The sequence below is a fragment of the Legionella wadsworthii DSM 21896 = ATCC 33877 genome (genome assembly GCF_000701265.1).
Classification (GTDB): domain Bacteria; phylum Pseudomonadota; class Gammaproteobacteria; order Legionellales; family Legionellaceae; genus Legionella; species Legionella wadsworthii.
The window spans coordinates 969,666-987,059 of the sequence record NZ_KL370759.1; the positions used below are offsets into that span (position 1 = coordinate 969,666).

Consider the following 17,394-nt stretch of genomic DNA (forward strand, 5'->3'; position numbering starts at 1 on the left):
GATGTGTGTTTAAGCCAAAGGGAACTAAGGAAATATCATGTATGCAATGGTCATGGAAAAACCAAAACAGCAATTAATCTACAAAAAAGTAAAAAAACCGCACCCGCAAGACAACGAAGTGCTCATTAAAGTTCATACCTGCGGTATTTGTCGTACTGATTTGCATGTCATCGATGCAGAATTAAAAAATCCCAAACTTCCCCTTATTCCTGGCCACCAAATTATCGGTACCATTGAACAAATCGGCTCCGGGGTGACCGGTTTTGTTTTGGGTCAAAAAGTTGGCGTTCCCTGGCTAGGCGGAAGTTGTGGCATCTGCAAATTTTGTCTTTCCGGCCGAGAAAATCTTTGTGACCATGCTCAGTTTACAGGCTACAACATTGATGGGGGATTTGCCGAATACTGTGTGGCAAACCATCAATTTTGCTTTCCAATTCCTGAAGGTTATTCTGATGTACAGGCTGCTCCGCTTTTGTGTGCGGGTTTAATAGGATATCGTGCTCTATTGAAAACGAATCAAGCGAAACACTTAGGTTTATATGGATTTGGTGCAGCAGCACATATCCTCATTCAAGTGGCGCAAAAACAAGGGAAAACAGTCTATGCGTTTACTCGGCAAGGTGATCAAAAAGCCCAAGAATTTGCTGTTCAATTAGGCGCAACATGGGCCGGTGATTCCGAGCAAAAATCCCCCCATCCCCTCGACGCAGCAATTATTTTCGCTCCAGAAGGGAAATTGGTTCCTCTAGCGCTTAGTAATACAATAAAAGGTGGCGTTGTCGTTTGTGCTGGAATTCATATGAGCGACATCCCCAGCTTTCCATATCAAATTCTGTGGGGCGAACGAACTCTTTGTTCTGTTGCAAATCTCACTCGAAATGATGGAGAAGCATTTTTATCCTTAGCTCCCTCGATTCCTGTTAAAACGGAAGTCCATACCTATCCTTTATCTCAAGTCAATATAGCATTAGATGACTTACGCCATGGACGTTTTACTGGTGCAGCTGTGATTGCCATTGAAACAGAAAACAGCGTTTAATTATTCAACATCTAATCCTTTAATTGCTGGTAGATTTTCCAATCATCTTCACAGCCCTTGGAAACAGGCGGATAAATTTTTATACTTAATATCTTATTTTTTCAATCAAAATGAAGACATTTTTCTTGATTTGACTTATAAGATTTGGGACTATCCCTTAGCGGGAGTATCTATTTTCAAAAGGGAATATCATGTTGGAACAAGCAATCGTTCGTACACCTTCATTCAATTTGGTTTTAGGCCTGACATCTACCAGAGAATTTGGTAAACCTGATTATGTTAAAGCGTTGGAACAACACGAGGCTTACATCAAAGCGTTAATGCATTGTGGCTTAGAAGTCACAGTTTTACCCCCTGCAGATACTTTCCCTGATTCGTGCTTTGTTGAAGACTCCGCTCTTTTAACCAAACAATTTGCGTTACTGACACGTCCCGGGGCTCCATCCAGACAGGGTGAGGTTGAACTGATTGAACCTTGTATTCAACACTTTTATAAAGCACGTACTCATCGAATTGAGTATCCTGGAACCTTAGAAGCTGGCGATGTTCTGCAAGTAGATGATCATTTTTATATAGGAATATCTGAACGTACTAATAAAAAAGGTGCTGAGCAATTAGCAAACTTGCTGGCTCAGTTTGGTTATCAAAGTACTTTCATAGAATTAAAAAAATTTCTCCATTTAAAAACAGGTGTTTCCTATCTTGGAGATGGATACTTACTTGTTCAGGGAGAATTAATTAATCATCCCGCCTTTGAAGCGTATCATCAACTAATTATTGACGAAAGTGAATCTTATGCAGCAAATTGCATTAGGGTAAACCAATTCATCATTATGGCTCAAGGTTTTCCTCGATCCATTGAAATGGTTAAAGATTCAGGCTTTCATGTCATCACAGTCGATGTCAGTGAATACCGCAAAATTGATGGTGGATTAAGCTGTTTGTCATTGAGATTTTAATGGGCAAAAAGTTAACTGTTTTTAGTTTAACTTTAATGACTGTGGGCTCTGTGGACAGCATCCGTAATTTACCGGCAGCAGCATTAGTGGGAACCGAAATTCTAAGGTATTTTGGTTTGGCTTTTTTTTTCTTTTTATTACCAAGTGCCGTTATTTCAGGATGGTTCTCCTCTAAATCGTCTGAAGGTATTTATGGTTGGGTAAAAAATAGCTTAGGCAAAAAATCTGGCTTTATTGCCATCTGGTTTCAGTGGATGCAAAATATCCTCATTTATCCTACTTTCTTCAGCTTCATCGCAGGAGGAATTTTATATTGCATTAATCCCAATTTAATTGAAAATAAGCCTCTTATTTTTTTTATTGTTAATGTGCTGATCTGGAGTCTTACGGGCATTAATATAAAAGGGTTTCATTTATCAAAACGCCTTAGTGTTTTTTGTTCTATAGCGGGCTTAATACTCCCTTTCATTTTAATCCTCTCCATTGGATTCATTTGGGTCATTTTGCATCCTCACGACTTAAAAATTCTTCCACCCGCGCAACAAGACTCATGGTCATCCCTTACAGCAATTATTCTTTCTTTTTGCGGAATAGAAATTGCTGGAGTATTTACTCAAGAGAGCAACCCCGGTGCTTTACCTAAAGCAATTGCCTTCTCAGTGTTTATTATTTTGATTACCATGCTTTTTGGTTCCTATACTTTAGCGTTATTGGTTTCACCGCAACAATTAAACTTTATCAGCGGCATACCTGAATTGTTTCAAATATTTTTTAACCAAATTCAATGTCCCAATTTAAGTATTATTTTTATACTTTTAATTGTAATTGGTTGCATTGGCTGTGCGAACAACTGGCTTATCTCCCCTCTTAAAGGTCTAATGTTTGCAAGTAATGAAATGGATTGTTCAGGAACGCATTCTTCGACCAAACTACTGGTAATACAAGCTTTTGCTGTGACTCTTATGAGTACAGTGTTTTTATTATTTAAAAGTATTAATGCCTCCTATTGGTTCATGTTAACGCTTGCCACGCAAATGTATTTATTGATGTATGGTTTCATGTTCACTGCAGCAATACGCCAAGCATGGCAAGAAAAGGAACGTTTCTATTGGGTAATTATATTATTTTCTATTTTGGGATTCACTGGTGCCACTTTATCCCTTATAGTAAGCTTCACTCCACCTAATTCAATAAAAGTCAGCTCTTTATGGCAGTATGATTTTTGTATTGCCGGGTGTTTATTGCTGATGGCTACCTCATCTATTTTATGGAAAAAAATACTCTATTATCATAAGGTATCACCCCAAAATTTAGTCGTGACGGCATCAACGCAATTCAGGAATTAACATTTTGATTTAATTAAAAATCACTTTACAGAAAGTCTAAAAAAGTTTATAATTTGTACAATAAATAAATTCTGGAGCTTTTTGTGGCCACTAAATCATCCCCCACCCAACCAGTCCCTATTTCTTTGATTTCAAAACATCTTGAGCAATGGTCAGCAACGATAGAAAGAGATAATGATCCCAAAACTACAGATACAAATCCCGATTTATTCGCCAGGTTCCTCTCCCGTTTTGGTTTAAAAGATGCTTCATTAGTAATCAAGTACCTTACATCAGAAAGTGGCAATAAGACCTTAAACATGATTGCGAAAGAAATCATGGAAGCAGAGGTAAAAAATAGAAATATTATAAAGTTGTCTGAAGAGGAAAAGCGTCGTCAACAAGGTTTGCTGTTACTTTTTTTATCATTAATTGCCAAAGATAAAGCAAAGGCAAAACAAGCCACTGAAATCATCCAGCAGCAAAATGAACAACTCCATGAAGGTAAAACAGAATCGAAAAAAGAAAAACCTATAGTCATGCAAATGGCGGTTGCTGATAATCAAGCTGAGGAACTTCTAAAACTTGATACTGAAATCAAAAAATTAGAAAGAGAATTAGATGAAGTTGAGGATGAATTAACCTCTATTGAAGAAGAAGCAACGGCTATGGAAGAAAGACATGGGCTTATCAGGGACAACCTCGAAGATATTAATATATTGCTTCGATTGCCGATGACCAACAATCAACCGGTTCCACACGATCATATTCAGCAACAAGTCCTTGTTTTAACAACACATATGAATACGCTTCGGGCACAGAGTACACCTCAAACTGACATTGGAACTGAAGACACGAGTTTACAGTCAACGCAATCACGTTTGGACAGACGTATTCGAATGCTGGAAGATAGGATTGGATTTCTTCAATCTCAATTACAAGATCCTCCTAAAACGCCAGAACAAATTTACGAAAAATTAATCGAAGATTTAACATCTAAGATAGGCACTACAGAATCAATCGAGGAATATATTCCTTCACCCACACTAACTGATGAAGAAGACCTAAGATTACAAAGACATGCCTTCTTGCAAGCACTTCAATTTATTAGAAAACAGAAAATTCTTCTTAACTCGGAATGTCAACCCGTTGAGGACATCGAACAAGCCCACTTTATTATTGATCCAAACCATCAAACACGCTTTCGAAGACATGGGGATTCCTATTTAGTCTTAACTGAAGACATGGACATGAATAAAGAGCAGTTGAGCGAACAAGAATGGGAAAAGGCAAAGCAAAACTATTTCCAGTTAAGACCAAAAATTTGTACAGTAAATTCTTTCTATAAGGAACTGATGAAAGAAGAGTCTGAGGACTTAATGCAAAGAACACAAACCTGCAAAAGAAAAGCGCATAATATTCTTGATCGGATTAACAAAGTTGAATCACAAAGATCTGAAATGGTGCAGGGAAAAACACCCTTTAGCATGGCACCGAAACCTCAACCGCAAAGCAGTTATTCGTTGATGTTAAAGCGATTAATTACTCCTGATGCGCCTGCTCCAAGTACAAAAGATATTAAGGAAATACATCGTGAATTGATAAAAGCAGCTCCGGATAAGAAAAGAGAAATACATGCTTTATTCAATGAAATAGAATCCGGTAAACCTATTACGCCGTCATTCTTTAAAAGACTGCACCAGCTTGTTCCACAATTTGCGCCTCAGGTAGAAGAAGATCCAAAGCGTAAACACAAAAACTGGTAATAGCGAATTCACTATCTGACGTAATCCGAGACATATATGTCTCGGATTTTATTTAATAACTATTCTTTCCATTCCAGCCTTATTCTTGTTATGTACCTGTTTATTTTCAAATAAATAATTATTTTTTTTCAGATCTATTTGACAATATTTACTGCAAATTGTTATTATCAATCGTTATCAACTTATTCTTCACTTTGAAATATATATGAACAATGGTTTAAGTTATCAATCGCTCTTTGTAAGCTCTTTAGGGTTGATAAAATCTATTGTTTCTATCGTTTCAGTTATTGTGGTGGTCGTGGTCTTTCCCTCCTCGCCCTAGAGTCGTGTTTCGATTATTCAGCCTCTCTAGGGGAAAGGCGAATAATCAAATAAAAGCGACTTTAACTTTTGAGGAGATTCACTATGGGAAATGCACCTGATGCAGAAGCATCCCAGCAGAAAAAAATTACCTATCGCGCCATTTTAATTATTAGTTTATGTGCCGCATTTTTATTTTATAAATATATCCTGCAAAACTTTCCCAGTGTCATGCCCCAACAATTGATGGATGCGTTTAATTTGCAAGGGCTGGGACTCGGAGTTCTATCAGGGGTATATTTCTGGACTTATCTCATAGTTCCTTTATTCGTCGGAATCGTTCTTGATCGTTACGGCACCAGGTGGGTTACAACGGGAGCAATTTTCTGCTGTGCTTTTGGAATTTATATTTTTTCTCAAGCCCAGGAACTCAATTCAGCTATTTGGGGACGCTCATTAACAGGAGTAGGTGTTTCTTTTGCTTCTATTGCATATTTCAAATTATCAGCAGTGTGGTTTCCTAAGAAATATTATGCTTTGCTCACATCCCTACTCGTTACTGCAGCAATGGTTGGTGCTATTTTCGGACAAATGCCTCTGGCATGGTTGGTGAGTCAAATTGGCTGGAGAGCTAGTTTAGTCAATGTAGCCTGGATGGGAATCATTTTAGCTTTCTTATTTGTATTTATTGTTAAAGACAAACCCACTTTTGCCAGTACATCAGCAGAAACTAAAAGACAACCTGCATCAGCAAATCCACATTTATGGCAGGATATTTTATTAATTATCAAAAACAAGCAAAACTGGTTGTTAACAGGGTATAGCGGTTTAGCGTTTGCTCCCATCGTTATTTTTTGTGGATTATGGGGAAATCCTTTTTTACAAAAAGCATATCATTTAGATAAATTAATAGCTCCCTCTCTTATTTCGTTGGTATTTGTAGGTTTAGCCATAGCCTCACCTGTATTTGCATTATTTGTAAACCGTATACAGAACCGCTGTGCACTGATGTTTTATAGTACCTTGATTTCTGCTCTGTCCATAAGCTTGGTCATTTATGCCCATCCAATGCCCATTTGGTTATTAAGTATATTGCTTTTCGTTTTTGGTTTTAGTTTAGGGGCATTTCCCTTAGTTTTTGTCATTGGAAAAGAATCAAATCCTTTGTATTTGGCGGGTACAGTCACTTCTTTAATCAATGCCAGCGATGCCTTTCTTGATGCCATTACAGAGCCAGCTATTGGAAAACTTCTGGATGCATTTAGCGATGCAGGTGCTGCTCATGATTTTTCGTTAAATAGTTATCATATAGCTTTAGCCATACTACCTGTATTTCAAATAATTGGCGCATTTTTGATGAGGTGGGTTAAGGATGAGCATCGTACATCTCATGAAAAAGATATTCCCGCTTAAGGGGAAATATCTTTAAGCAAAAACCAATTCGCTCTCAACATGGACATAGACCCAAGCAAATACGCCCGAAGCCAACTTCACCTTAATTCGTTTGTAATCAGATACCTCATAGGTATCTGCTTTTTTTAATTCTTCTGAGGTGATATCAAATACAACCCCTTCTATATTGTCTTTATCTTTTTCTGTATAGACAATAACTGGATGCTCCTCTTCTCCACTTGTCGCAACGACATTTAGATCTTTAATCTTTATTCGGGACATGGTAAATCCCGGGAGTCGATCGGAACTTCCTTTTAATTTTCGTCCGAAATTACTTAGTTGAACTGCTTCATATTGTAAAGTGCCATAAGAAAATAACTTTTCAGTATTCATGATTTATCCATTTGATAATGCAAAAGAATATGAACTTACCCCCAGAAAAATACTAAGAATGAGTTGGTTCTCCTCCTTCTAGACTATACTCATCTAAGGCTTGTAATATTTTTTCTTCGAGTGATTTCGCTTTGAGTAATGGTTTATTCACCCCGTTAATAATAATTGAAAATATATATGTTTTTTCATGAGGATTAATTAAAAAGCCGGATAAGGAAGAGATATCATGCATTGACCCGGTTTTTGCATATACTTTATTCTCAAGCATTGTTTTCTTCATTCTATCCTTTAAAGTTCCAGTAGCTCCTGCTTGTGGTAATGCTCTGAAAAAAACATTTTTCATTTTTTGATCATGGTATATATCACTCAGTAAAACAACCATTTGTTCAGGGGTTACCAAATTATAGCGCGTTCCCTCACCATCAACGATTTCCATTTGTGACATATCCAAATGCGTATGTTCGGACAATATTTTTTTGATTGCATAAGCACCTTCTTTGTGTGTTCCTTTGCGAGTTAAAGAGTAGCCGAGCTTTTTAGTAATACTGTTTGCATAAAGATTATCCGATTCTTGTAGCATATGAGTTACCAAACGATCCATAGGTTGAGAATGGAAACTTGCAATAAACTCTGAATTGGTTGGAGTAATACCTGTGGTTATCTTTCCTGCTAATTTAATTTTATTTTCATTCAAAACATTCTTAATAATTTGCTGTGCTAATAATAATGGATTTGGAATTGCAAGTTCTATTAATTTAGGATTTTTATCCTGAATCATACATCCATATAAACGTATAGTGTTTTGGGGTTTTATTTCCAGGTTCATACTGCAGTGATTCTTTTCTTCCTCTTTACTCACAGTGACTAATTCATTCTCAAGAGTCAATGCTTTAGGTAAGGTTTTTGCCCTGATTTTTACAGGTCCTCCTAATTCCTTGGCGCTTGTTAATTCATAGGTTACTTTATTTTCATTGAGTATTGCTGCTGTATCTGGAGCAGCATAATACCAGCCGAGATCATCATACGAAGTTCCACTCGGATAAAATGGCGGTTGATATTGCGAACTGTCAATTATCATATTTCCATTAATAATCGCAACATTCTTCTTTTTTAAATTGAGCAATAATGAATTTAAATTATCGACAGTAAAAGAAGGCGAGCCGGTAAATTGAATATAATAATTTTGGTCTTTCCTGGTCAAAGAAGTGATAAATCGATAATCCGGGCCTAATTGATAAAGGGCTGCTGCAGCAGTAAGTAATTTCATGCCGCTTGCTGGGGAAAGTAATTTGTTGGGATTCCTACTATAAACTATTTTATCTGTATCAGCTTCTTTAATGAGAATACCAATACTAGAATTGGGTAATTTTTTTTCAATGAGCTCATCAATTTTTTCTGAAAGCGTTTGTGAATTTCCTATTGTACTAGATAAAAAAACGGCAAAGAAACATAAATAATTGACATGTCGCACGGCATTTATCCTAAATATGATATATAAAGCATAGCTTTACTGATTCAGGGCTTAAGTGCAACCCCTAAATATAAGTAATTTGAACAAATATGATGTCTGCATTCTTTAAAGCATTTCATTTGAGAATTAAAATATGAGGATTTTGTTGTTTATCGAGCCAGTGAAGTAGTTTTGCCAAATGCGCTTCTTTCAATGCGATGCAACCATAAGTACCTGTATGATATGAACGCCATAAATGTATAAATATAGCACTCCCAGCTCCTGGAATGACGGGGTTCATATTGTAATTTACTATTATTCCCATTTTATATACATCGATGAACATGGATTCATAGTTTTTTGCACTGGTTTTTCCTTTAACCCAGGTGTTATACTCCGAATGAGCGATATCATCGATATATTTATCTTCTGGAGTGATGTATTTAAAATCCATTTTAAGCGCCAAAGGCTTTGTTCCAAAAGCATCTCCCAAAGGGTATAAACCTGCAGGAGTCCTCATGTCCCCTTCTTTCTTTTCGCCTACGGGCGCTATTCCACTTTCACCTACAACTGAAGGAAATGAATTCCATACCTTCTTCCATGATTGTCCCTGTTTTTTACACGCAGTCAATTCAGCATTAAATCCCTTTACAAGCTTTACTATAATCAGTTGTGTTGCAGAATCCGGAATGGCGTTTGGAGAAGTTACACTACATGCATCAGGAGATGATTCTGCAATAAGTTCAAAATAGGTCAAGATAATAACTAATGAAATAAGTAAGGCAAGAATATATTTTTTCATATTATAAAATTATTTTCGGGTGATCAGGTTTGGAAAATGTCTGTGAAAATGTCTCGGGCGTTTCGCTTTTATCATTGAGTTGATCAAGATGAATCAATTTAAAAAAGGATTTATTTGCCAGTGAAGATACCTCTGGGCTTTCAGGATAATATTTAAGAAGCGGAAAAAATATAGATTGGCCAATCACATACCGTTTGTCTTTATTTTCTGGAGAAAGTCCCCAAACATTTTGATAAGTCATTGCAGACAGTTCTTGATTATTGATTTGATTGTTTCCTAAATACAACATCACATGTCCACCAATATATATTAGTGTCATGAGTGGATGACCTTGCGATTTTAAAATGCTAATACGCTCATCAACTGAATTAGTAGATAAATCCACACCTGAACTTATTTTTGCTTGTTGTGACGAATTTCTAGGCAACCAAATTCCAAATGGGTTAAATATACTCTTTAATTCTTGTGAGCAATCATTGAAGAAGAAAGCGCCACCCCATCCATAAGGACGGTTTTGTAATTGAGTCAAGATCATGGAAAAATTTTTTTTAGTCGCTTCAAGAGGCATGAGGGTCGCAGAACTTGAAGAAACAAAACCAGTTTGAAAAACAGCTTGATTAAGATCATTTTTTATAGGAATCAAAATGGAAATGTTGTTTTCATTGCGACGAATCAGTGGATAAATGGCGCCTATATAGCTTGAAAATTGAAAATGATGACTCTTATTTAAGATGCTTGCTTCCGTTTGGGTAATCGCAACAAGCCCCCTCTTAGCTGTATTTTTCCATACTTCGACAAACTCATCTGAAGCATAAGCAATATCGCTGCTTTTTAACCATGCAAAATAAGCATCCGGGGTAAGAACTAATGACCAAGCTTTATCTTTTGATTCAGACAAAACATACAATGGGGTCCCTGCCCAAACCACTGATTCTTGTAAGTTATCAAAGGGGAAACCCTGTCCTGGTAAACTAAAATGATAAAAATCCGGAGCGTGATCCGGCAAAGCACGAGCAAAAGTATTATTTACCGCAATAGCTCTATTTTTATCATAAAAACTGATCCTTTCAATAGAATCTAAATCCATGTTTTTTTTAATTTTATTTAGCCATAGAGCATCGTGTTCTTTAAAATTTTCGGCAAAATGCCGCTCTTCATATGATTTATTTTGATTATCAAATTCATTTAATAGTTCAAGCTCAATCCTAAGAACACTAGGCAAAACAGATTCAACCATTTTCTTACTCCAAGGTGAGAGGCCTTGAGGATCAACTGAATAATAGTGATTATAAAACTGTTGTAGTTGCAGTTCTTGGTATTCCCTCTTTAAAAGAGGGGTATCATAGTCTCTACTCGTTGACGGCAGGTAATCATGGATATTTTGGGAATAAGAATGAATTGGAAAATCAAAAATGGGTACTTCAACAGTCCAGGAAACAGCAGAAAAGAATATTCCAACAAACAATATAATTTGTTTACTAAAAAGCTTAAATGTACCCATTATCTTTAATCAACGAAAAGTCATAATAGTGTGCAATTATAACATTAAATACACTTTAAGTAAGAATTTTATCCTCCAAAGTCGGGGCGGTCTCTTCCACCATTGAGCTAATATGTTCATGACGAGAAGGACTTAGGAGTTTCTGACTCGAATAGAGAATAAAGATACTTAGGGGAAGAAGACTTAAGAGATCAAATGGAAACTTTAAGATACTGATACCACCAAAATCACCAAGATAGGAAACAGTAAGAATTGTCACCATGTAAAAGAAAAACCAATATAAAAGCGCGCTATTATCCCAAGAATTTTTCCTATGGTAGATATAATAAATCATGATGCCTAACAATAAAGCGAGATCAAGTTTCCAGATAACTGAAAAACCACACCAATACAGCATTAAATTACAAAAATAGAAGGCAATGTAGGAACAAATATATGCTCCAGAAAGCTTAAAAGGTCTGGGTGTTAATGGTTGTAATTTACGCATAGCGAGAAGACAAATAGGTCCAATACTATATGACAGAATACTTGCAGAAGAAAGAAAAGCGACTAACTTCTGCCATCCGGGAAAAGGAAGGAAAGAAAACATGCCAACAATTAAATTTGCATAAAGAGTCACATAAGGAATTTTATGTCGGTTTACTTTTAAAAAGATTTTAGGTAAATGATCATTGAGGGCCATTCCATATAAAATTCTAGATGTTGCAGCTGTATAGACTAGAGTAGTCCCAAAAGGTGAAAAGGCGGCATCTATCATCAGTAAAGTTGCAACCACACCTAAACCTAAGAGCAATGTTAAGCCAACCAAAGGTCCACTATCACCTGGATAACTCAACGCATGCCACCCATGAGTTAAATATTTTTGAGGCACTGCTGCGATAAAACTTAATTCCAACATGAAATATAAAACAAATCCAATTAGTACAGCGCCTAGTATGGCAATCGGAATATTTCGTTGTGGGTTTTTTACTTCCCCTGCCAATATAAGACCATTCTGAAATCCAGTAAAAGCAAAAGCGATTCCGCCAGCAGATAAGGCAGTAAAAATATTAACCCAGCTTTCTTTATCTGATAAATTAAGTGTGACATTACTCATCGAGGGTGCGACATGAAGCAAAGAAACAATAGCAATGCTTGGTAAAATAAACTTGATAATGCTTGCATACTTATTACATTCCACAAGTAATTTAATACCATATGAATTTAAGACAACGACAAAAAGCATAATCCCCATAGCAACAAAATAACCATATCCAGAGAGAGAAAATGTTGCTGAGTTTTTATCTATTAATATTGGAAAAAAATGGCTTGAATATTGAAGAATCGCCTGAATTTCTATAGGAGTCATGACAACATAAGACAGCCATGAAGTCCATGCAAATAAAAAACCTACCTCTTTTCCATGTGTAAAAGTAGGATAATTAGACATTCCGCCTGAAATAGGAAACATTGTTCCCAGCTCACATAAGGGTAAGGCGATAAAAATCATAAAAATGGTTGCGATAACCCATGAAACCAGTGAATTACTACCCGCCATTTGGGCGCTAATAAAAGGGCTAAATAGCCATCCAGATCCAATCATTCCGCCTGCAGAGGCGATTAGAATATTAGTCGTTGATATATCACGTTTTAACATGAAAAAGTCCCTTTAATGCAGGCCATATGACAATTTAGCCAGAAAGTGATTCAAGATACAAGTTTTTAAAATATCGACGACATGAACGCATAGGTTCTTAGTTTTCTATTTCAAACGATATTCTTTTTCTATAGAGGTAATTTTATGGATAATCTCCTCTCCTTTATCATCCACTTGGGTATTGAACCAAGAATCCAAAATTTCTTTGGCTAGATCTTGTGTGATGAGTCGATTAGACAATGCCAATACATTAGCGCAATTCCATATTCTAGCGCCCTTTGCTGTCTGGGCGTCAGTAACCAACGCCGCCCTGATTCCTGGAATTTTATTGGCTACAATGGAAATACCTGTACCTGTCCAACAAAAAAAAATTCCTTCGTCACATAGCCCATCTCGAATTGCTTCTGCAGCGATCTTGCCTGTGTTAATCCAAGGCTCGCTTTGTCTCGATTTAATGGCACCGAATGAAATCACTTCATGCCCCATCCGCCCAAGCTCCTCAACAACATAATCATTAACAGGATAGAGCTCATCACTGCACACTGCTATTTTCATCTGGGTATTGCTCCATTTATAATTGGCTAATTAGTAAATATCGGGATAAAATACTCTATCATGTAACTTCAATTCTGTTCTTTTATATCACTAATTATTTCAAGTTATTGGATTCCAAACCATCCTCCGGTATCCCCACCCGCCCAACATTGGTTATTTTTACAGGTATCAATCTTTTCAGAGCAAAGGAGTTTAAATTGACTCATCCTACTAATATCCATCCCTTTAAATCCTGACGGTTGACAAATTCGCGCCTGATACTGACCGGGAACACGAATTTGTCCCATGACATAGATATCCTGAGCAACCGAATAAATCCCTTGATGATGTGAGTAGCATGCAATATAACAACCCGGGCTTAGGGTGTAGCTATTATCTGTGGGTAAAAAACTGGACACGCCTCCAGGGAATGGATGATTCATCACACCATTATTTTCCATAGTATAAACAGGATAAGGGGATGGTAGTAAAGTTTTGTTTTCATCGAAACTTTTTAACGGGTCATTCAAAGAAAAGGCCTGGTTAAATACTAATAGGCCTATACTGATCAACAAAAAGGGGTTCATTTTGAAAATTCCTACAGCATTAATTATTATATACAGTATAGGCAAAATAGAAACATTATTTGGATGAGCCTTTGATATGGCAGGAAACACAATAGTACCTGATTCTCTGAATGAACCAGGTACTTTCCGTAATTTAAGATGATTTTCTACGTTGCATGATTTGTGAAAAGAATTCAGGTTTATTCAATCCCATCGATGCAAAAATTTGTGGTACTCTGTCCCAGGAGCCTTCTTCCTCAATACTCGCAACTATTAATTCAAAACCAGCTTTTTTATCTGCCTCTAGTCCCCAGCCATTTATAAAACTAAGTCCTCTTAAGCGTTTTGCTTCTATATGACCTAAAGCAATTGCAGCGGATAAATAGGCATGCGCCTCTTCAAATAGTTGATTACTTTTTTTCAAATTGGTTTCGCTTTTAAATATACCTTCTTTTTCCAAGTTTTGTCTAAATTTTGCTTCCTCAAGAACGATTTTACCTAGCTGGTAATTGGCTTCTGCATCATCCAGCGCAGCAGCTGCTCGATAACATTCCATATACATTACACTTGCATAAGGAAATTTTTTATTTCCTTTCAATGAATTGTAAATTGATGCCAGTTCAAAATAATGGGCAATTTCTTTTTTGAGCACTTCATCCCCAGGCTGATTGTTTTGCCGGTTTGCTTGGAATGCTTTGATTTTTTTAGTAATTCTTTTAATTTTCCAACGTTTTAAATAGGCCATACACTTTCCTACTCTTAAATTATGAGGTTGCTTGAATTAAATATTGTAATAAAAAAATTGCAATGACAATAACGATCATTAAACCTAAAATCTTTAAGCCAAAACCAGCAGATTCCTTGATTTCTCGTCCAATGTGTTTCGTAGGAGGAGCTTCTTCCTCAGTTTCTGGCTTTAATTCTGATTTGTAGAGATTATTATCAATATGGTTCGATACAAAATAAGAAATTAAACCAGTAATGACGCAAGGTACAAAAAAAATCAACCAGGTAATAAGCCTGCTCGCTCCGTCAGTATAATTATAGTTATCCTGGAATGAGCTTATAAGATTCAAAACAACGTCAGGAACATTATAATTTAATCCCCATGCGAGATAAGGCAATATATATAAACTGAAGAAGAACAACCCCAGGCAAAGGACCAAACAAATCATGCCTAAAATATAAAGCTTGCTGTTACTACCAAATCTATCTTGTTCCATATTGACCCTAAAAGATCCTTTTCTTTAATTTAAGATAGCAGATGGATTTAAATAAGTACACTTACTGGTGATATTAACTATTTCATTTTAAAATGGAATATAAATAATTTTCTTAAGGCAATCCATGAAGCGTTTTGTTTTTATGATATCTGATGGTACAGGAATTACTGCAGAGACTTTAGGGCATAGTTTAATAACCCAATTTGAAAATACAAATTTTGAACGACATACCATTCCCTATGTGGACTCATTAAAAAAAGCAGAACATGCGCTCCAGCAGATAAACCAAGCCTTTAATAAACAAGGAGTAAAGCCACTGGTATTTATGACCTTAATTGATCCAGAAATTAGAAATTACATTAAAAAAGCCAACGCTCGAGTTTTTGATTTATTTAGTACGTTCATAGGTCCTATGGAAGAAGAGTTAAATGAAAAATCCTCTTACACGGTCGGAAAAACACATGGATTAGTAAACAGTAAATTGTACTTACACCGTCTTGAAGCAATAGATTTTGCATTATCCCATGATGATGGAGTAAGAACCAGAGGCTATGATAAGGCTGATATTATTCTTATTGGTGTTTCTCGCTGCGGCAAAACACCAAGTTGTTTGTATATGGCCCTTCAATACGGAATTTTAGCTGCAAATTATCCGTTTACAGAGGAAGACATCATAGGTTTTAAATTACCTGAAATACTAAAGCCTTATAAAAACAAATTATTCGGATTAACTATTGACCCCCATCGATTACAGCAAATAAGAGCTGAACGAAGGCCGAACAGTACTTATGCTTCTCCAGAGCAATGCCGTTTGGAAGTAAAAGAAGTGGAGGCCATGTATCAAAAGGAAAAAATTCCTTACATCAATTCGACAAAATACTCTATAGAGGAAATATCAACAAAAATACTGGCTGCCTCGGGCATACAACGGAAAATATAATGTATTGTGATGAACAGGATGGCTTCAACCGAATTTATTTAGCAACGCTTGGGAAATTCGCATAACAATCATACCGATCGTCATGGGTTAAGAACGTCTTACAGCTTTGGCTTATCGTATGTTGTACTGTTGTGGCATCTGGAACCAATAGATTTGGTTTTGAATACATTTGCCAAATAGCTACACCGCCACTGTCCTTTTGTTGATCAAGAATAATGTTGACTAACTGATTTGTTAGTTGTAGTTGACCATTTATATTTCTAGGATAGACAGGTTGATTGACTTCAAAACCAAATAATATCTTTGCTTTTAAGTGATATTTAGCAGGTAAAAAAGTGACTTTATCAATATTGTCCACTGTTAAGCTTGGTTTTGTTGTCTTGTCTGCTTTTAACCAATTAAAATAATCGTTCATATATGCTTTAACCTGCCCCGGTAAATCCAAAGGCCCATTAAGATACGGCGCACATTGCTCTGGGTTATCCCCACACAAGTCATAGGTCATTAAACCAATGCTCTCAATGCGGGTCATGAGCTCCTCATCCTTATCTGTAAGATGGTACAACAATCCTTTTAGGTCCCCTTTCCACCAAAGACCTCCTTTCGTATATATTTCAGGATACTTATCTTCTGTGACAAATCCTGTTATAGGCCGCGCACCTTCTGCGGGAGCAGAAATGGAAAATTTAAGATATTTCGCGCCAGGATCGTCCATAACCCGATGCAAAATTGCAGCAATTTTATCAATAGTTTTTGGCATAACATATGAAGCTCCGGAATTAATCCCATACTTCATTAGATTCTGATAAGTAGGCCCTCCTGAATTCAATATTTTTTTTGCAATATCTGTGGACCATTCACCACTAGATCCAGGTCCCCATGGAACTGCATACTTATCAGCATGCCAATACTCTTCATAATCAAAGTCAATGCCATCTATGCCTAAATCGTTGGCTAGTTTGATTAAATTTGCATACGAGGTTTTTGCTTTGGTTATCTCCTCTTGATCCGTGGGATCTAGAAACCAGTCATAGGGAACTTGATTTGTTGCATTTGAGGTAGGACCACAGTCGGCTGCTATTGTAAAATTGCAACTGTAATTCCACCCTCCGACTGAAATAAATGTTTGAATATTTTTAGACTTTGATAATTTAATGGCGGATTTTAGTGCATTAAATGCCTGTGCACCTTTACCATCATGATCCGTAAAATATCCCAATATACCTGTAGTAGCCAAATTTCCAGTTTGATAATCAAGTAAAGTAGGTTTAACAAACGAAAAAATAACGCGGTTAAAATTTGCTTTTTTTATTTTTAGCAAATCACTCACATAATGTTGCAGCTGTTTTGGGTTATTAAGATACAAATAGACGGCAACAACTTTTTCGTCATCCGTACTGTTGGCATATATAGATGATGCAGGGTAAAAAAAAATGAATAGATAAGACAAAACAGAGAAACATATTTGTTTCAAAATCATTGCTTCTCCCTTGCTTTATATCTACCTGATTAAATTATATACATTTAATGGCGATAAGCAAACCACTTAAAGTAACGTGTTGAATATA

Annotated in this window: 16 protein-coding genes; 6 read left to right on the top strand and 10 right to left on the bottom strand. The window is 36.4% G+C overall.

Annotation, left to right across the window (positions count from 1 at the left end):
* Positions 1 to 37: 37 nt before the first annotated feature.
* The 5 genes from BU07_RS0110460 (at position 38) to BU07_RS0110480 (ending at position 6,802) form a co-directional block, all read left to right on the top strand.
* Positions 38 to 1,039, top strand: a complete 1,002-nt coding sequence (locus BU07_RS0110460) for a zinc-dependent alcohol dehydrogenase family protein (protein ID WP_031565820.1) — start codon at positions 38 to 40, stop codon at positions 1,037 to 1,039.
* A gap of 191 nt (positions 1,040 to 1,230) precedes the next feature.
* Positions 1,231 to 1,998, top strand: coding sequence for a dimethylarginine dimethylaminohydrolase family protein (locus BU07_RS0110465; protein ID WP_031565821.1), 768 nt, complete (start codon positions 1,231 to 1,233; stop codon positions 1,996 to 1,998).
* Positions 1,998 to 3,344: an APC family permease gene (locus BU07_RS0110470; protein WP_084157843.1), complete on the top strand. Its 1,347-nt coding sequence runs from the start codon at positions 1,998 to 2,000 to the stop codon at positions 3,342 to 3,344. The genes BU07_RS0110465 and BU07_RS0110470 overlap by 1 nt, the downstream gene beginning before the upstream one ends.
* Before the next feature lie 83 nt (positions 3,345 to 3,427).
* Positions 3,428 to 5,089, top strand: a complete 1,662-nt coding sequence (locus BU07_RS0110475) for a hypothetical protein (RefSeq protein ID WP_031565825.1) — start codon at positions 3,428 to 3,430, stop codon at positions 5,087 to 5,089.
* Between the two features lie 405 nt (positions 5,090 to 5,494).
* Positions 5,495 to 6,802 (top strand): MFS transporter, encoded by a 1,308-nt coding sequence (locus BU07_RS0110480; RefSeq protein WP_031565826.1) that lies wholly within the window; start codon positions 5,495 to 5,497, stop codon positions 6,800 to 6,802.
* A 12-nt stretch (positions 6,803 to 6,814) separates the two neighbouring features.
* Here the strand turns inward: BU07_RS0110480 and BU07_RS0110485 are convergent, their stop codons facing one another.
* The 9 genes from BU07_RS0110485 to BU07_RS0110525 form a co-directional block, all read right to left on the bottom strand.
* On the bottom strand, positions 6,815 to 7,174 hold the full coding sequence (locus BU07_RS0110485; RefSeq protein ID WP_031565827.1) for a gamma-glutamylcyclotransferase family protein: 360 nt from the start codon (positions 7,172 to 7,174) through the stop codon (positions 6,815 to 6,817).
* A gap of 52 nt (positions 7,175 to 7,226) precedes the next feature.
* Positions 7,227 to 8,645: a D-alanyl-D-alanine carboxypeptidase/D-alanyl-D-alanine endopeptidase gene (gene dacB / locus BU07_RS0110490; protein WP_031565828.1), complete on the bottom strand. Its 1,419-nt coding sequence runs from the start codon at positions 8,643 to 8,645 to the stop codon at positions 7,227 to 7,229.
* 115 nt (positions 8,646 to 8,760) lie between these two features.
* Positions 8,761 to 9,426, bottom strand: coding sequence for a L,D-transpeptidase family protein (locus BU07_RS0110495; protein WP_031565829.1), 666 nt, complete (start codon positions 9,424 to 9,426; stop codon positions 8,761 to 8,763).
* 1 nt (position 9,427) lies between these two features.
* Positions 9,428 to 10,927 (bottom strand): SH3 domain-containing C40 family peptidase, encoded by a 1,500-nt coding sequence (locus BU07_RS0110500; RefSeq protein WP_031565830.1) that lies wholly within the window; start codon positions 10,925 to 10,927, stop codon positions 9,428 to 9,430.
* 55 nt (positions 10,928 to 10,982) lie between these two features.
* Positions 10,983 to 12,563, bottom strand: a complete 1,581-nt coding sequence (locus BU07_RS0110505; RefSeq protein WP_031565832.1) for an APC family permease — start codon at positions 12,561 to 12,563, stop codon at positions 10,983 to 10,985.
* A gap of 105 nt (positions 12,564 to 12,668) precedes the next feature.
* Positions 12,669 to 13,118 (bottom strand): RpiB/LacA/LacB family sugar-phosphate isomerase, encoded by a 450-nt coding sequence (locus BU07_RS0110510; RefSeq protein ID WP_031565833.1) that lies wholly within the window; start codon positions 13,116 to 13,118, stop codon positions 12,669 to 12,671.
* Between the two features lie 104 nt (positions 13,119 to 13,222).
* Complete coding sequence (locus BU07_RS0110515) at positions 13,223 to 13,684, bottom strand: hypothetical protein (RefSeq protein ID WP_031565834.1); 462 nt, start codon at positions 13,682 to 13,684, stop codon at positions 13,223 to 13,225.
* Positions 13,685 to 13,817: 133 nt separating this feature from the next.
* On the bottom strand, positions 13,818 to 14,408 hold the full coding sequence (locus tag BU07_RS0110520; RefSeq protein ID WP_031565836.1) for a hypothetical protein: 591 nt from the start codon (positions 14,406 to 14,408) through the stop codon (positions 13,818 to 13,820).
* Between the two features lie 19 nt (positions 14,409 to 14,427).
* The gene (locus BU07_RS0110525) at positions 14,428 to 14,886 is read right to left on the bottom strand and encodes a hypothetical protein (protein ID WP_031565837.1); all 459 of its coding nucleotides are present in this window, start codon (positions 14,884 to 14,886) and stop codon (positions 14,428 to 14,430) included.
* Between the two features lie 124 nt (positions 14,887 to 15,010).
* Here BU07_RS0110525 and ppsR point away from each other — a divergent pair, with 124 nt between their 5' ends.
* Positions 15,011 to 15,826 (top strand): posphoenolpyruvate synthetase regulatory kinase/phosphorylase PpsR, encoded by an 816-nt coding sequence (gene ppsR, locus BU07_RS0110530; RefSeq protein ID WP_031565838.1) that lies wholly within the window; start codon positions 15,011 to 15,013, stop codon positions 15,824 to 15,826.
* 34 nt (positions 15,827 to 15,860) lie between these two features.
* Here the strand turns inward: ppsR and BU07_RS0110535 are convergent, their stop codons facing one another.
* The gene (locus BU07_RS0110535; protein WP_031565839.1) at positions 15,861 to 17,306 is read right to left on the bottom strand and encodes a glycoside hydrolase family 18 protein; all 1,446 of its coding nucleotides are present in this window, start codon (positions 17,304 to 17,306) and stop codon (positions 15,861 to 15,863) included.
* Positions 17,307 to 17,394 lie beyond the last annotated feature (88 nt).

Coding starts and splice junctions, on each gene's coding strand:
- BU07_RS0110500 (WP_031565830.1), bottom strand. CDS start 10,927: ATGGGTACATTTAAGCTTTTTAGTAAACAAATTATATTGTTTGTTGGA.
- BU07_RS0110480 (WP_031565826.1), top strand. CDS start 5,495: ATGGGAAATGCACCTGATGCAGAAGCATCCCAGCAGAAAAAAATTACC.
- BU07_RS0110510 (WP_031565833.1), bottom strand. CDS start 13,118: ATGAAAATAGCAGTGTGCAGTGATGAGCTCTATCCTGTTAATGATTAT.
- BU07_RS0110525 (WP_031565837.1), bottom strand. CDS start 14,886: ATGGAACAAGATAGATTTGGTAGTAACAGCAAGCTTTATATTTTAGGC.
- BU07_RS0110495 (WP_031565829.1), bottom strand. CDS start 9,426: ATGAAAAAATATATTCTTGCCTTACTTATTTCATTAGTTATTATCTTG.
- BU07_RS0110520 (WP_031565836.1), bottom strand. CDS start 14,408: ATGGCCTATTTAAAACGTTGGAAAATTAAAAGAATTACTAAAAAAATC.
- BU07_RS0110515 (WP_031565834.1), bottom strand. CDS start 13,684: ATGAACCCCTTTTTGTTGATCAGTATAGGCCTATTAGTATTTAACCAG.
- ppsR (WP_031565838.1), top strand. CDS start 15,011: ATGAAGCGTTTTGTTTTTATGATATCTGATGGTACAGGAATTACTGCA.
- BU07_RS0110505 (WP_031565832.1), bottom strand. CDS start 12,563: ATGTTAAAACGTGATATATCAACGACTAATATTCTAATCGCCTCTGCA.
- BU07_RS0110485 (WP_031565827.1), bottom strand. CDS start 7,174: ATGAATACTGAAAAGTTATTTTCTTATGGCACTTTACAATATGAAGCA.
- BU07_RS0110535 (WP_031565839.1), bottom strand. CDS start 17,306: ATGATTTTGAAACAAATATGTTTCTCTGTTTTGTCTTATCTATTCATT.
- BU07_RS0110470 (WP_084157843.1), top strand. CDS start 1,998: ATGGGCAAAAAGTTAACTGTTTTTAGTTTAACTTTAATGACTGTGGGC.
- BU07_RS0110460 (WP_031565820.1), top strand. CDS start 38: ATGTATGCAATGGTCATGGAAAAACCAAAACAGCAATTAATCTACAAA.
- BU07_RS0110465 (WP_031565821.1), top strand. CDS start 1,231: ATGTTGGAACAAGCAATCGTTCGTACACCTTCATTCAATTTGGTTTTA.